This window comes from Ralstonia sp. 110700041-2, from assembly GCF_056280165.1.
Genome location: NZ_JBSFAI010000001.1, coordinates 229,469 through 245,282 on the forward strand (window position 1 = coordinate 229,469; position 15,814 = coordinate 245,282).

Here is a 15,814-nt window from a genome sequence, read left to right on the forward strand (position 1 = left end):
CGGGGGCGCTTCCAATTGGCGTGTGGGAAAGAGCTGAGGTGAAGGCCGGTTTAGTGAGCCACGGCCTGCGCTGCAGCCGCCTTCGACTTCTGCGTGCATGACATCACCAGCGTGAGCACAGCCGAGAGCATGAGCAGGCCGGCGACGAAATAGAGTCCGCCTGCGAAGCTACCGGTTCGGTCTTTGATCCAGCCGATCATCGCGGGGCCAAAGAAACCGCCAAGGTTGCCGATTGAGTTGATGGTGGCGATGCCAGTGGCGGCGGCCGCCCCGGACAGGAACATCGTGGGCATGCTCCAGAGCGGCGGCTTGGCGCAGCTAATCCCGACGTTCACAAGCGTGAGTGCCGCAATGAGGCCAATCACACCGCTGGCACTGCCGGCCACCACCAGACCCACGGCGGCAGCCACGCACGCAATCACGACGTGCCACGTACGTTCCCCACTCCGATCGGAATGGCGAGACCAGAAGACCATCGCGACCACCGAGACAATTGGCGGAATGGCGTTCAGCAGACCAACCCTCATGGACGACATGCCCAACTGCTTGATGATCTGGGGCGCCCAGATGCCGAGCGTGTAGAGGCCGGCGGAGGTGCCGAAATAGATCAGCGCCAACGCGATCACCCGCAGATCAGCCAGGCCACGGAGAATGCTGTGATTGGCGCTCGCTGTGTTGCTGCTGGATTCCTCGTGCATGACTTTGACCAGCCAGGCGCGTTCGTCTTCTTTCAGCCAGGACGCCTGTTCCGGGCGATCCGTCATGTAGAAGAACACCACCACGCCGAGAATGAATGCCGGAATGGCTTCGAGAATGAACATCCACTGCCAGCCGGCCAGCCCCATCACACCTTGCATTTCCAGCAATGCGGCAGATATCGGCGAGCCCAGTGCGGTGGACAGTGGCGCGGCAGCCATGAAGAATGCGGTGACCCCTGCCCGGTGACGCGCCGGAAACCAATAGCTGAGATACAGGATGATGCCGGGGAAGAATCCAGCCTCTGCGGCGCCAAGCAGGAACCGGATGATGTAGAAGCTGGTTGCCCCCTGGACAAAGGCCATCGCTGCCGAGATGATCCCCCACGTGACCATGACGCGGGCAATCCAAATGCGCGCCCCGATCTTGTGCAGCACGATGTTGGAGGGCACTTCAAACAGGAAATAGCCCCAGAAGAAAATGCCCGCTCCAAAGCCAAGAATCGACGCCGTAAAGCCGAGGTCCGCCTTCATCGTCAGGGCTGCAAAGCCGATGTTCACCCGGTCGATGTAGGCGATGAAGTACAGCAGCATGATGAACGGCACGATGCGCCAACTGATCTTGCGCAGCGTACGCTTTTCGATATCTAGTTCCATTTTTGTCTCCTTGGTGCTCCATACAATCCCAAGCTCGGTGCGGGCTCTTTCTTTATCGAGTTCTCATCGCACTTCGCTGGTCACGTTCCTGCATGCTTCATCACTGAACCTGCGCGATGCGCAGTAGGTTGGTCGTGCCGGCGACCGTGAAGGGCAGCCCCGCAGAGATCACGATGGACTGGCCACGCTCGCCGAAGTGCTCGTCGAGGACGGTCCGGCTGGCCAGCTCTGTCATCTCCAGCACGTCGACCACTTCGTGGCACAACACCGCATGCACGCCCCAGGCAAGCGCCAGCCGGCGCGCAGTGGCCATGCGTGGCGTCATGCCGAGGATCGGCACTTCGGGGCGCTCCCGCGCCATGCGCAGCGCGGAGTATCCGGAGCTGGTGTAGGCGACGGTGGCGGGCACCTTGAGCAGCCCCGCCACATGCCGCACCGCATAGCCGATGGCATCAGCGGCGTCTGCGCGCGGAGGCGTATGGTAGGCCTGGATGGCGTCGTGATAGAGCGGATCGGATTCGGTCCGTCGGATGATGCTGTCCATCATCGTCACGGCTTCAATCGGATAGCGGCCGGATGCCGATTCCGCCGACAACATGACCGCATCAGCGCCATCGTAGACAGCGGTAGCAACGTCGGATGCCTCGGCGCGCGTGGGCACCGGAGCCGTGATCATCGACTCGAGCATCTGCGTGGCAACGATCACCGGTTTGCCCGCCTTGCGGCAAACACGCACGATCTGCTTCTGGATGGAAGGCACCTGCTCGGCAGGCATCTCCACGCCAAGGTCACCGCGGGCCACCATCACGGCATCCGCTTCGTCAATGATCGCTTCCAGGCTTTGAATGGCGGCAGGCTTCTCGAGCTTGGCGACGATGCTGGCGCGCCCTTGGACGATCGCCTTGAGCTCCCGGATGTCTTCGGGCCGCTGGACGAACGACAGCGCAATCCAGTCGATGCCGAGTGTCAGACCGAAATCGAGGTCGCGGCGGTCCTTCTCGGTCAACGCCGACAGAGGCAGCACGACGCCCGGCACGTTCACACCTTTGCGATCCGACAACGTGCCGCCGTTGACAACGGTGGTGTCTGCAAAATCAGCGCCGCAGGTGTCTACGCGCAACCGGATCTTGCCGTCGTCGAGTAGCAGCTCCGTGCCCTTGTGCAGAGCGGCGAAGATCTCCGGGTGCGGCATGCCGACACGCTGGTGCGAGCCGGGTGCATCGCGGTCGAGATCGAGTCGGAATGCATCGCCGGAAGTCAGTTTGACGGGACCATTCTCGAAGGTACCGATGCGCAGCTTCGGACCCTGCAGGTCCAGCAGGACACCGATGGGCCGGCCGCGCTCGCGCTCGATCACGCGGATCGTATCCAGGCGCCGCCGGTGGTCGTCGTGTGTGCCATGGCTGAAGTTCAGCCGGAAGACATCGGCCCCCGCCTCGAACAGGGCGTCAATAACCTCCGGGGTGGTACTCGCCGGGCCCAGGGTGGCGACGATCTTCGCGTTGCGCAGGCGTCTCATGGGAGTTGCTCCAGATCAGGCGCGATCAGGATCGCGCGGAAGTCGTTCACGTTGGTCATCGTGGGGCCGGTCACAACCGCGTCGCCCAGCGCCTCGAAGAAGCCGTGTCCATCGTTGCAAGCCAGCGCGTCCTGCGCACGGAGGCCGAGCTGCCAGGCGCGCTGCAATGTGTCCGGTGTGACGATGGCGCCGGCGATCTCCTCCAACCCATCGACGCCATCGGTATCGCCCGCAATCGCGTGAACCCCAGGCTGCCCGCGCAATGCGAGCGCGAGTGACAAGAGGAATTCAACATTGCGCCCGCCCCTGCCCTTGCCGCGAACGGTGACCGTTGTCTCGCCGCCCGAGAGCAACACGCACGGGACCGGGAACGGTTCAGCGTGGCGCGCCACCTCCAGTGCCATGCTGCCTAACACCTTGCCGACGTCGCGCGCTTCACCTTCGATGGCGTCACCCAGAACGTATGCGGCGAAGCCGGCTTCGCGGGCCACACGCGCGGCAGCCTGTAACGCCATGCGTGGTGTAGCGATCAACCGGGTTTCGATGCGCGGCAGGCGTGTGTCGCCCGGCTTGATGGTCTCCGCGTCTTTAGAGGTGAGGACATTGCGCACCGGCGGAGGGATCGCAATGTCGTAACGGCGGATGATGTCGAGCGCATCGGTCAGCGTGGACGTATCGGGAACGGTAGGCCCGGACGCGATATCGACCGGATCATCGCCTGGCACGTCGGACAGCAGCAGATTGCAGACGCGCGCCGGATAACAGGCCGCAGCCAGGCGTCCGCCCTTGATGGCAGAAAGATGGCGCCGCACGCAGTTCATTTCGGTGATGGTCGCGCCGGAGGCCAGCAGCGCACGGTTCACGGCCTGCTTGTCGGCAAGCGAAATACCCGGCAGGGGTAGCGGCAGGAGTGATGAGCCGCCGCCCGAGATCAGGCAGACCACCAGGTCATCCTCCGTGAGCCCCGACACCAGGTCGAGCATCTCGCGGGCGGCCAGAAGGCCAGCGGCGTCCGGCACGGGATGTGCCGCTTCGACAATGCGAATCTGTTTGCACGGGACGGCATATCCGTAACGCGTCACGACAAGCCCGTTCACCGATGTGCCCCACGCCTGTTCGAAAACGTGCGCCATCGCGGCCGACGCCTTCCCCGCTCCAATCACGATCGTGCGGCCTTTCGGGCGTTCCGGCAGATACGTGGGCAACGTCAGTGCCGGCTGCGCGGCGGCGATAGCAGCGTCAAACATATCGCGCAGCAGCTTGCGGGCGGTGTCGTCGCGCATGTCATGTCTCATCGGGTTAGCCAGCAGCGCGCTGGCGCAGAGATGGCACTGCGGGATGCCGAGCTTGCCGGGTGCGCTTTACCACCGAGCAGGCACAAGGCTCGCCGAACACGCGTCGAGTCATTGCTGTCTCCTATCTGCCTTGTAGTTGACACACGCCTGCAGCTCTTTTTCGTCTGCTTCAGTGATTACGTGCTTTTCGTGCGGGGACGGTCTCATGGGCGAGCCTCCTGGCCCGCCCCGCTGTCATGCGGCTTTGGCTGTTCGGTTCGTAGCGAGGTATTGGCAGACGGCCTGGGTCACCTGCGCAGTGGTCGCCTTGCCCCCCAAATCGCCGGTGTGCAGTGCCGGGTTGCCGGTCACCGCTTCAATGGCAGCCATGACCTGACGCGCGGCCTCGGTCTCGCCGAGGTGTTCAAGCAGCATCACGACCGACCAGAAGGTGCCGACTGGATTGGCCAGCCCCTTGCCCATGATGTCGAAGGCCGAACCGTGGATCGGCTCGAACATGGACGGGTACCGGCGCTCCGGATCGATGTTTCCGGTGGGCGCGATACCCAGGCTGCCGGCCAGCGCGGCGGCCAGATCACTCAGGATGTCGGCGTGCAGGTTGGTTGCAACGATGGTGTCGAGCGTGGCCGGGCGGTTGACCATGCGCGCGGTGGCGGCGTCCACGAGTTCCTTGTCCCACTTCACGTCTGGGAATTCCTTGGCAATCTGCACGGCGATTTCGTCCCACATCACCATGGCATGGCGCTGGGCGTTGGACTTGGTGATGACAGTCAGGAGCTTGCGCGGACGCGACTGCGCCAGCTTGAAGGCGAAGCGCATGATCCGTTCGACACCGGCTCGGGTCATCATCGACACGTCGGTGGCAGCCTCGATCGGGTGGCCCTGGTGCACACGACCGCCCACGCCGGCGTATTCGCCTTCGGAGTTTTCACGAACGATCACCCAGTCGAGATCCTTCGGGCCGCAGCGCTTTAGCGGCGCGTCGATGCCGGGCAGGATCCGTGTCGGGCGCACGTTGGCGTACTGATCGAAACCCTGGCAGATCTTCAGGCGCAGCCCCCACAGCGTGATGTGGTCGGGAATCTGCGCGTCACCGGCCGAGCCGAACAGGATGGCGTCCTTGTCGCGCAGGGCGTCCAGGCCGTCCTCCGGCATCATCGCGCCATGCTGGCGGTAATAGTCACCGCCCCACTCGAAGTTCTCGAACTCGAAGCCGAAGCCGGCGCCCGCGGCAGCCAGCGCTTCCATGACTTCCCGACCGGCCGGCACGACCTCCTTCCCAATGCCGTCGCCTGGGATGGTTGCAATACGGTATGTCTTCATGGGGTGTCTCCTGAATGGAACCGGCGGTGCGTCGCCGTGGGGTGTGCAGCGATTCTCAGGCGTGGACACGGTTGCTGATCGGCTCTAAAGTTAATCCATTCTTAACTATGAGTTAAAGGTAAAACGGTGTCGGCTCCTGGCGTCCAACCTGCAGAACTCGGCTTTTTCGTAGCGCTGGCGACCGCCGGCAGCCTGAGCGCGGCGGCGCGTAATCTGGGCATCACCACGCCCGCAGTCAGCAAGCGCCTGGCGCAGATGGAAGCGCGCATCGGCATGCCCCTCGTGACGCGCACGACCCGGCGCATGAGCCTCACCCCGGAAGGCGAGGTCCTCCTGGAACGTGCGCGTCGCATCCTGGGCGAGATCGACGACCTGGACCAACTGCTCACACAGGCCAAGGGCCGCCCCAGCGGCCTGCTCCGCGTCAACGCCACGCTCGGCTTCGGGCGCATGCACATCGCGCCGGCCATCTCGGAGTATGTAAAGGCGTATCCAGACGTGGACGTGCAACTGCAACTCTCTGCCGACCCGCCCCCACTGAATGAGGACCTGTTTGATGTGTGTGTGCGCTTTGGCGAGCCACCCGATGCACGCATCGTCGCGCGCAAGGTGGCATCCAACCGGCGCCTGCTCTGCGCGTCGCCCGCCTACCTGCGCGAGCGCGGAACGCCCACAACGCCGGCCGAGCTGGCGCGCCATAACTGCATCGGTATCCGCCAGGGCAGCGATGCCTATGGTGTGTGGAGGCTGGCATCCGGCAAAGGTGCCAAGCGCCGGACCGAAACCGTGCACGTGCGCGGCAATCTCACCACCAATGACGGCGAGATCGCGGTGAACTGGGCGCTGGAGGGGCACGGCATTGTCATGCGCGCCGAATGGGATATCGAGCGCTATCTCAAGAGCGGCCGGCTCGTGCAGGTGTTGCCGCAATACGCAACGCCCGAGGCGGACGTCTATGCGGTGTACCACCAACGCCATCAGCTTTCATCTCGCATCCGGCTGTTCGTGGATTTTCTGATGGGCAGGTTCGAAAAGACCCGTATGGGATGACGCTCGATCACCGATGTTCCATATCTTCGTGGACGTCGTGCGCACGCTCGCGTGCCTCGTTCTCACGGAGCTTCAGGGCTTCGCGGTCACGCCGGATGTTGCGATGCTCGGCACGGAGTTCACGGTGCGCCTCGCGGCGCTCCATGCGTTCGGCACGTTCATGACCATGGTCTTCCGGATGTGTTGGCGGCATGGGCTGCGCAAGGGCAGCAGTACCGGCGACTGCAAACAACGCAGCGAGCAAGGTGTGTTTGGTTTTCATGGGGTGGCTCCTCTTGAGTTGTCATGCGTGCCTACCCCCGACGGCTGGTGCGTCGAAATTTCAGGATAGGCCTCTGCAATTCAGCAAGAAGCCGGCCCCGTGGCGCGCAGGCGCGCGCATAAGCTGCGCCCGGGCCACCGACGGTGTGTTTCTGTTTGTATCGACCGCAGGCACGTCACTTGACGCCTGGACTTTGCGCCCAGGCGGCGACTGGCTGCACTGCCATGAGGAGGATGGCCTAGTGAGACACGCCGACCGTTCGGCGGCCGCTGGTGCGAACGTGTCCGGATGCCTTGAGTAGCGCGTAGCCCTGGAGAGTCACCCGGGCATAGCAATGATCCGGGCCACGGCGCTCCAGCGTCACGAGCTGACGTTCGATGAGCGCTTCGACGTCGGCGCGGTCGAGGTCGTCGGATTCGGCACCATCGTTGACGAGAAGCAAGACAGCAAATTCATGGGGACTCAGCACAGTCGGCTCCAGCTTGTCTGTTGGCCGTCGCACGCAATCGGTGCGGGTGGGCGGGCGTGGTTTTCACTGACACCATGAGCACTGCAAGAGCCGCCGAGAACACCGGGAGAGAGCAGCTGGGTTTGCAGGAGAAGCCAGCATAGGCACGTGCGCAGCCGCATTCAAGAGGGCAAATCCCGTGCGTCGTGCGAGGAGATCTGCGACCCCTTGGTCGATGGTGGTCCGCCAACCGTTTGCCGTGCCGTACAGCGCACAGGCGGCAACGATTGCGCATTGCAGAAAAGTCCGCCCTCCTCCGTTTGCGCTAAGTCAATTGCACAAAAGAATGCGCCCCGGTGACTCGCATCACCGGGGCGCTGAGCACTGCGCTCTGGGTTGACCTTACACGTCGTCGGCGACGACGTTGGCGCGGCGGCCAAAGCCATGCAGCGGGTCAACGCGTTCGACGCGCTGGAGTCGCGCGTAGGGGTCGTCCAATTGTGCATGCGCACCAAATGCATGGAGTGCGCGATGGCGTTCCGTGGCACGGTCCGCTGCCTGCACTGCAGCACGGCCATGCACCACGGCGGTCACGCTGCCGTAATGGCGGGCCATGCCGGGCCGAATCGCGTACGTCTGCGCCGGCGAGTCGGGCGATTGCGGCTCGACCCAATCGCTGCGGCCCAGGCGGCCGCGATAGCCAAACCGGTGGAAGCCCGCGGCATCGGCTGTCACCGCATCCACAGCCTTCACGACGTCGCGCGGTTGCTGTGCAGGCGCATCAACGCGTGCCAGCGAGGGCTCTTCGCGGTCGAGGTTCTTCAGAACGATCGCCTCGCCGACAGGGCGGGAGCCGAGCACCGGCTCGTCCGGGTTGTATTCCGGGCTGCGGGTAAACGGCGTGGGCGGTGTGGCGGTGCCGGCAGGTGCGGGGCGGCCCGCCCACTCCTGCCACGAGCGCACGTGGGTGATATCGCCGTCATCGTCGTGGTCGACCACCAGCAGGCGCGTATTGCGCGGACGCTGCCAGGCGGGTTGCTGCTGCCCATGCAGCCCCCCACGCGACGCGCGAGCGGCAGCACCGGCGGAGGCAGCCGGCGCTGCCGGCGCACGGGCGATCTTGCGGCGAATGGCGCGGTCCAGCCGCGACAGCACCATCCACACCACGAGCACCTCGCCCATGCCGGCGATGATGTTGCCGTACATGCGCAGTTGCTCGAACGGCAGGCCGCTCGGGCCCACGCTGCTGATGGAGTAGCCCACGTACAGGCCCAGCAGGCCCCAGATCGAGATCACGAGCACCGGCCGGAAGATGCGGAACCACAGCACGTGGTGCAAGGTACCGACGACACCCTTGTCCGAAAACGACTGTCGGATCGAGTTTCGCGAAACATCAATGACGAGCATGGTCATGGCGAATTCCCCTGTTGTTGTTGGATGCCCCGGTCAGGGCTGGTCCAGCGGGCACGGGCACGCGTACGCTGGAAGGCGACGGCCGGAAAGCCGACCACCGTGGTGACAAGGTTCAGGATCCAGAACGCAACCGGATACCAGACCGTGTCGATGAAATAGCGCAGGATGTTGTCGTCGTAGCGGCGATCGATAAAGCAACCAACCAGCAACTGCAGCACACAGGTGATGAAGAGCAGCGTGCCGTGCCAGCGCGGGAGCGCTTCCATACGCCATTCGGGCGGCAGGGTAATGAAGAAACCGAGCACCGACCACGTGATAACGATCAGCATGTTGTACGCCCACACCACCGACAGTGCGTACTCGAAGAAGATCGGCCACATCATCGACTGCCGCAGGCTCGCCATCGCCGGCGCGTACTTGATCAGCGCCTGGATACCGCCCTTGGCCCAGCGCAGGCGCTGCTTGTACAGGCCGCGGAAGGTCTCGGGCATCAGGATCCACGACAGCGCGCGCGGCTCGTAACGGATCATCCAGCCACCCACCTGCAGCTTCCAGCTGATGTCGATGTCTTCGGTGAGCATGTCGTTGCTCCAGTAGCCGACATCCTCGATGGCGTGCTTGCGGAACATCACGACCACGCCCGACACCGTCAGCAGCCGCCCATAGATCTGCTGCGTCCGCTTGATGAGCCCCACGATCGACGAGAATTCGCCCACCTGCATGCGCCCGAGCAAGGTGGAACGCGTGCGGATGCGCGGGTTGCCGGTCACCGCACCAATGGTCGGGTTCTCCATCAGGTGGCGGATCATCCAGGCAATCGCATCCACATCCAGGATCGAATCGCCATCAATGCACATCAGGTACTCGGCGTCGGTCACCTGCGCGGCGGTGGTGAGGCCGATCGCCTTGCCCTGGTTTGACGACTGGTGGATCACCACCAGCTGCGGGTATTCCGCAGCGAGTTCGTTCAGGCGTTCACCAGTGCGGTCGGAACTGCCGTCGTTCACGGCGATGATGTCGTAGTTCGGATACCGCATGCGCACGAGGTGGCTGATCACCTCGCGCACGTTCGCCTCCTCGTTGTAGCAAGGCACGATGATCGACACCTTGGGGTAGCTCTTAACCCCCAGCAGCGCCAGCGGATGCCGCACATTCTGCGTGCCCCGTTCGAGCAGGAAGTAATGCAGCAGCCCGCCGATCATCCAGAAATACGACATGAAGAACGGGTAGTAGAAGACAAAGCCGGAGATCCAGCGCTTGGCGGCGAGTGCGTCCACCATCTCAGCCTCCCGCCTTGTTGGTGTGGGACGGCGCGGCCGCTTCCGTCGTCGCGGGCTTCTTGTCTGCAGCCGCCTCGCCGGCCTTTGGCGGCTGGCTCTGCGGCGCAGCGCTGCTGTTGAGCTTCTCGACGCTTGCCGCATTGCCGCCCGGCGGCTTGCGCGTCTCGATATACGTCTTGAGCGACATCACATCGCGCAGCACCTCGGTATCGGGCCGACCGGCAATGAAGTCATCCGGGTAGTAGCCGTAGTTGAGCGCACCGGCCGCACGCAGCGCGCGCATCTGGTCACGCAGTTCGGTCGTCGGGATCGGCTTGTCCTGGTTGCGCCAGTCCACCGCCTGCAGCTCGAAGATGGTCTTCTTCAAGCCATCCTTGTGCTTGGCCACGGCGGCGGTCAGCTTCTTCATCCAGTCCTTCGGGTCCTTGGCCTCTTCCATATACGGCATGGCTTCGAGCGCCACGTAGTCGTACGCTTCCAGGAAGTCGTCATAGTTTTGCGCCGTCCACGTTTCAGCCTTCGGATCGAGCACCGGGCCCGAAAAGATGTTGCGCGCAGTCAGCATGTCGCGGCCGTTCTGATAGCCCTGCGCCACCGCGATCAACTCTTTCGAGAACGAGATCAGCGCAGCGGTCTTGGCCCGCGACCACTTGCGCATCAGCTCGGGCGACTGGCGGATCTGGTTGATGTCACCGGGCAGGCCCATGGCCTCGTAGGCCTTGAGCGCAGCGGGGCTGGCATCTTCGTAGTCATCGAGCACGCCATCGTCGTGGAACAGCACACCGTCGATGATCGAGTTCTTGGCCAGATCCTCATAGATGTCGCGGATCATCTGGCGCGCCTGCGGATCGAACGGTGACAGCCGTGGCGGCTTGACCGTGCCCGGCTTCTGCGGCGCACCCGGCAACGACTGCACGAGGTGCGTGGCGGCCGGGTTGTTGGCCGGCAGCTTGTACGACAGCATCGGCAGCCAGGCGTACACCTCCACCTTGGCCCGCGTCTTCAGCTGCCACGACACGCGCGAGAACAGGTCCGCACGCACCGGCATGTGCCGGTTCGGGAAGTACACCGCGTCCACGGCGCCGTTGCCCTTCGGATCGGCGAAGGCCTGCAGGTAGACCACGCGCGGCGCGAGGTCCTTGATGCGGTCGATCAGCTTGCCGAGGTTGGCTTCCTGCTGCTTCGGGTCCGGGTCATAGATGTAATCCATGTCGACCTGCACCACCCGCTGCACAGGGTTGATCTCGCCGTGGTGGGTCACGGGCTCGCGCAGCGAACGCTCAAGATCGCCGGTGTTGGTGTCGTAGCCCATCAGGCTTCGGCGGATGGCGGTCAGCGGCACGTCGGGCGTGTTTGGGCCCGGCTCCAGCGTGAGCATGTACTTCAGGCCCACGTTGGCGGCCTCCTGGTCAAGCATCAGGTTGTGCGCGCCATACGGCCACACCACGGTCTGCACCTTGGTGCCCACGTTCTTCTGGATGATGTCAACGCTGCGCTGCAGGTCGTCGCGCACGCGCTTGCGGTACTCATCATCGGTTTCGTACCGACCCAGGTTGCGCAGGTATTCGTGCGTGCTGGCCGCCGGCATCTCGTTGCCCTGCGGGTTACCCAGCGCGCCGTGGTGCATGTCCTGCGTGTGGGTGGCGAACTCGGCCAGGCCCGAGGCCTGCATCTCGCGGATCTGGTTCCAGTTCATGAAGAAGTCCCGCGGCACGATCTGCTTGTCCGACAGCTTGATCTTCGCGCCGGGTGGGGCGTTGGTCCACTCCGTCACCAGACCGAACACTGCGGGGAACCGGAACTGCTTGAGCAGCGGGAAGACCTTCGTGTAGTGGCTTTCATAGCCGTCATCGAACGTCAGCAGGATCGGGCGCTTGGGCAGCGGCTTGCCGCCACGGCGCGCCGCATCGATCTGCGCGAGCGTGACCGGGTGGTACCCGTTGGCCTGGATCCAGCTGAACATGTTCGTCAGCATCTTGGTATCGACGGCAAACCCGTCGGGCAGCGTCTCGAAGCTGGCGCGCAGGTTGTCGCGGATGTCGTGAAAGCACAGCACGCGGAAGGTCTTGCCGTCGTCCGGATCGGGCTTGGGCAGAAAGTCGACCTGGACGGCGGCAGCAGGGCGAACGGCGGCCACGAGTGCCAGCACCACGGCCAGGGCCATCCAGGCGATGAATCGTCGCAATGACGGTTGTCGGAGAGCTTGCATGGGCATCACAGCGGAATGTTGAGGTTCAGGTACAGGAACTTGCGGTTCTCGGGCTGGCCGTCGTAACGATGGCGGCCAAAGCCGATGCCGTAGGAAACCTGCGTCTTGCGATTGATCTGCCAGACATGTTCCAGCCGCGCTTCGACCATCGGGCTGTTGCCGAACGACTGCTGGTTGTACACGCCGCCAGTCAGGTACAGGCGCTGCGTGAACGACTTGTCGGCATAGCGCCAGGGCGTCCACGACCAGATGGCGGTGGCCGTTCCGCTGTAGTCGCGCGACGGCGTGAAGTAGTTCAGGCCGGTCATGGTGTTGGTGCTGGTATCGGCCCCCAGCAGCACGCCGACGGTGTGGCGCGGCGAGGTGAACACCTGCTGGTAGAAGTTCGCCGCCCAGCGCTTGCGAAGGTTGTTGTCGGTGTAACGCGACACGCCGTACGTCAACGACGCGTAGCGCGTTTCATCCCAGGTGTAGCGCACGTTCCCGCTGAGGGTCTTGCCGGTCACGCCCACCTGGTACGCCTTGTAGGGCACCTCCAGGTCATCGTTGGTGACCATGCCCGACACCTTCCAGTGATCGCTCGGGATCCACGCGGCATCAAGCGTGCCGCCGGTCTTGCCCGCCGCACCCACCGACTGGTGCACCTCGCCATTCACTTCGACGCCGGTGTCGAACCACTGCAGGCCAGCGCCGTTGCGCACGCGGCTTTGCGATGCGCCGTCAAACTGCGCACGGCCGGCAAAATTGTGGAAGAACAGGCGGTAGTGATCGGCAAACGGGCCGCTGTAAGCCTTGGTGCTGATGCCGAATTCGTTGTTGGCGAACACTGAATTGCCCTTGTCCGCCGTGGATTCGATGATGAGCTGTGGGCTCTGATAGACGTCCAGATCCTTGCGCAGCGCGTGCACGGAGCCGTTCTCCGGAAAGCGCTCGTCCAGTCCGTTGGCGACATCCTTGGCCGTCTTCAGGTCGTCCACCGCCAGCGACGCGCGGCCATAGCCAGCCACCACGCTCAGGTCATCCGGGTGCTCGGCAAGCGCCGTCTTGTACATGTCGCGCGAGCGGTACGGCTCGGTCTGCACCATCGCGCCGTCGGCACGAGCGCTGACGAGCGAGGCGGCGAACGGCGCTTCGTGGCGCCACTTGTCCAGCTCGGCAATGCCCTGGTGCGTGCGGCCCGTCAGGATCAGGTACTGCGCTTCCAGCCGCTTGATGCGCGAGTAATCGGGGTTGGGCGTGCCGGCTTCCGGCGCCAGGCGCACGTATTCCGGGTTGTCCGCCTTCATCTTGTCGAGCAGCGCGCGGGCGTCTTCAAAGCGGCCCGTATCCAGCATGGCGTAGAACAGGCCTTCCTGAACGTCACCGGTTTCGATTTCGCCGGGGCTCGCATCCTTGAGCGCACGGGCGTAGGCATCGGCAGCCTTGTCGGGCGTATCGAGATACGCATACGCATCACCTGCGGCCACACGCGTGTACGCTGGCACCTTGCCCGCCTGCGACATGGACTGGTAGCGCTTGACGGCGTCTTTCATGCGCCCGCGCGAGGCCAGAGCCACCACTTCATCGGCCACAATCTCCTGGCGGAACTCTGCGTTCTCTGGCGTATCGGGCACCTTCTTGAGCAGCACCTCGATCTCGGCCACGGCCTGATCGATGATGACGAAGCGTTCCGGCCCGTTGATGACCTTCAACTGCTGGCGCCCCCAGCGGATGCGCTGTGCGGCGGCCGCATGGTCGACGTGCCACGATTCGCTCTCCTTGAACCAGTCCGGGTGCTCGCGCAGATGCTCTTGCGCCAGCGTGGCTGCGCCCTCGCGCGACTCCCGCATGACCTCATCGTGAAAGGCCTGGCGGTCGGTCGGCATCGGGCCGACAGGCGCGTTGTCGGGGGCATTGCCGGCGGCATGTGTGGCGGCGGCATTGGCGGCTTCCGGCGACACCTGTAGCGGTTCCAGGGCACCCGGACCCTGAGCGCTCGGGCCCGACGGCATGGCCGGCGCCCGTGCCGCCGGTTCCGGTGTCGGAGCGCCCGGCGGCAGGATCACCGTAGGCGACGGCGGTGCAGACGGAGGCGCCGGGGGGGCTGCCTGGCCAGCAGGCATCGACGATGCGGGGGCCTGCGTGGTTGCCGCGGGCGATGTCGTGACGGACGACTCTGCGGGCGGCACCGCCTGTTGTGCAACCAGCAGCGTGCTGGCCGGAGACACCGGCAGATCGTCACCGCCGACGATGACGGTGGTAGATGCAGAGGTGGCCGGGCCCTTGCCCGCCGCGTCGGCCAACTGCGTGTCGATCAGGCGACGCGTGGCCGCGCTGGAAGCAGCGTCGGTCGCGGCGTGCGCGATCATGGGCACCGTACCGACCACCACAACGGTGGCGGCAGCAATTGCGCAGCGGCGGGGATGCCATGCCACAGCCGCGCGGGTGCGCTCGGCTGGCAGGCTCCAGGAGAGTGGCTCGTGGGGTGTCATTGTTGTCATGTCCAGTGGGCGGCCCGTGCAGGCGCACGTCATCCGCATTGCATGAAGAGGTGCCTGGGCTGCGTCAGCCGAGGCGGGCCGTACCGTTGGCGGTGCGCACCGGGGCGCGCATCGGCTTGGCAGGAGCTACACCGCCGGTCACGCCGCCAAAGGCCCGCGTCATGGCGGCCCAGCGGGATTCGGCGCCCAGTTCAGTGACCGATGCGTTCACCGATGCATTCGTCCGCTCGGGCGCCCCCATCTGGGGGGAGGAAGACGCCATCACCGCGTCTCGGGCCGGTGCGCTGGCCTGGAGCGGAGTCGGTGTGCGTGCAGCGGTTTGCACGAACAGGTCTGCGTCTTGTGCATCGCCAGACACCTGGACCGATGTCTGTGCAGATGCAGCGCCGATGGTGGCGGCAGCCCCGCCCTGCAGTTCCAGCGGAATCCCCAGGCGCATGGCGGCGTACACGGCCTCGCTCTTGTTGCGCACGTTCAGGCGTCGATACAGCGTGCACGCGTGCGTCTTGACGGTGGCTTCCGAAATGCCCAGCAGGCGACCGACACCCTTGACGGAGTGGCCGCGCGACAGCAACACGAGCACTTCGTACTGTCGCAGCGAAACATTCAGCCGCTGCGCCGCTTCGGACGCCTCCATCGAGAGCATCGGCAAGGCCGCGCTGGCCGCACGTGGCATCAGCGCCGGATACGACTGGCCGCCGGCCAGCACGAGCCGCAGCATGGCCAGCAAGACTTCCTGCGGTTGCGATTTGGCGCAGTAAGCGTCCACACCGCACGTCATGGCAACGTGCGCCTCGTCGGCAGACAGGCTGGCCGCGAGCAGCACCACCCGGCTGGCCTCGCTGCTGTCGATGGCCTCGCGCAATTGGGCAGCGAGTTGGCCGGCGTCAGTCGGGCCATCGGCCTCGTCCAAACCGATGACGAGCAGGTCGGCGCGTTCATCGCAAGCATGCAGTTCGCCAGGGACGCCAGCGGGCAATGCCGGGGCGATGACCTCCAGGCCGAGGGTGGGATGCGCGAGCAACTGCGCAAGTCCGGCTCGTAGCAACGGATGATTCTCCAGCAGGACTGCTTTCATGGTTTCCTCGTTTTCTTGTGAAGCGATTCCGGTCAAGCGCGCACACGCCTGCAGCTGCGAGCGAGCACGCATATGACCGTCGAAACCCCGGGACCGTCCAAAAGA

General features: G+C 64.6%; 12 protein-coding genes. 2 read left to right on the plus strand and 10 right to left on the minus strand.

Annotated features, from left to right (window positions below):
• Positions 1-50 precede the first annotated feature (50 nt).
• From ACUXH0_RS01110 to ACUXH0_RS01125, 4 genes are all read right to left on the minus strand, one after another.
• Positions 51-1,352, minus strand: coding sequence for an MFS transporter (locus ACUXH0_RS01110; protein ID WP_024974317.1), 1,302 nt, complete (start codon positions 1,350-1,352; stop codon positions 51-53).
• A gap of 100 nt (positions 1,353-1,452) precedes the next feature.
• Positions 1,453-2,871: a pyruvate kinase gene (gene pyk, locus ACUXH0_RS01115; RefSeq protein ID WP_024542359.1), complete on the minus strand. Its 1,419-nt coding sequence runs from the start codon at positions 2,869-2,871 to the stop codon at positions 1,453-1,455.
• A complete protein-coding gene (locus ACUXH0_RS01120) occupies positions 2,868-4,154 on the minus strand; it encodes a glycerate kinase type-2 family protein (protein ID WP_024542358.1) in 1,287 nt (428 codons plus the stop codon). The genes pyk and ACUXH0_RS01120 overlap by 4 nt, the downstream gene beginning before the upstream one ends.
• 246 nt (positions 4,155-4,400) lie before the next feature.
• Positions 4,401-5,489: a tartrate dehydrogenase gene (locus tag ACUXH0_RS01125; protein WP_004631332.1), complete on the minus strand. Its 1,089-nt coding sequence runs from the start codon at positions 5,487-5,489 to the stop codon at positions 4,401-4,403.
• A gap of 126 nt (positions 5,490-5,615) precedes the next feature.
• Here ACUXH0_RS01125 and ACUXH0_RS01130 point away from each other — a divergent pair, with 126 nt between their 5' ends.
• The gene (locus tag ACUXH0_RS01130) at positions 5,616-6,539 is read left to right on the plus strand and encodes a LysR family transcriptional regulator (protein WP_004631331.1); all 924 of its coding nucleotides are present in this window, start codon (positions 5,616-5,618) and stop codon (positions 6,537-6,539) included.
• 13 nt (positions 6,540-6,552) lie between these two features.
• Complete coding sequence (locus tag ACUXH0_RS01135; RefSeq protein WP_170816398.1) at positions 6,553-6,870, plus strand: hypothetical protein; 318 nt, start codon at positions 6,553-6,555, stop codon at positions 6,868-6,870.
• A gap of 169 nt (positions 6,871-7,039) precedes the next feature.
• Here the strand turns inward: ACUXH0_RS01135 and ACUXH0_RS01140 are convergent, their stop codons facing one another.
• The 6 genes from ACUXH0_RS01140 to ACUXH0_RS01165 all read right to left on the minus strand — a co-directional run bounded on the left by ACUXH0_RS01140 (position 7,040) and on the right by ACUXH0_RS01165 (position 15,709).
• Positions 7,040-7,270, minus strand: a complete 231-nt coding sequence (locus ACUXH0_RS01140; protein ID WP_182593594.1) for a hypothetical protein — start codon at positions 7,268-7,270, stop codon at positions 7,040-7,042.
• 381 nt (positions 7,271-7,651) lie between these two features.
• Positions 7,652-8,662 carry a poly-beta-1,6-N-acetyl-D-glucosamine biosynthesis protein PgaD gene (locus ACUXH0_RS01145; protein WP_182593593.1) on the minus strand — a complete coding sequence of 337 codons (1,011 nt, stop codon included), beginning with the start codon at positions 8,660-8,662 and terminating at the stop codon, positions 7,652-7,654.
• Positions 8,659-9,942 (minus strand): poly-beta-1,6-N-acetyl-D-glucosamine synthase, encoded by a 1,284-nt coding sequence (gene pgaC, locus ACUXH0_RS01150; RefSeq protein WP_004631327.1) that lies wholly within the window; start codon positions 9,940-9,942, stop codon positions 8,659-8,661. Before pgaC ends, ACUXH0_RS01145 begins: the two co-directional genes overlap by 4 nt.
• A gap of 1 nt (position 9,943) precedes the next feature.
• The gene (gene pgaB, locus ACUXH0_RS01155) at positions 9,944-12,151 is read right to left on the minus strand and encodes a poly-beta-1,6-N-acetyl-D-glucosamine N-deacetylase PgaB (RefSeq protein WP_404944686.1); all 2,208 of its coding nucleotides are present in this window, start codon (positions 12,149-12,151) and stop codon (positions 9,944-9,946) included.
• Positions 12,152-12,156: 5 nt separating this feature from the next.
• Positions 12,157-14,622: a poly-beta-1,6 N-acetyl-D-glucosamine export porin PgaA gene (gene pgaA / locus ACUXH0_RS01160; protein WP_024542353.1), complete on the minus strand. Its 2,466-nt coding sequence runs from the start codon at positions 14,620-14,622 to the stop codon at positions 12,157-12,159.
• 73 nt (positions 14,623-14,695) lie between these two features.
• Complete coding sequence (locus ACUXH0_RS01165; RefSeq protein ID WP_024542352.1) at positions 14,696-15,709, minus strand: LuxR C-terminal-related transcriptional regulator; 1,014 nt, start codon at positions 15,707-15,709, stop codon at positions 14,696-14,698.
• Positions 15,710-15,814: the final 105 nt, after the last annotated feature.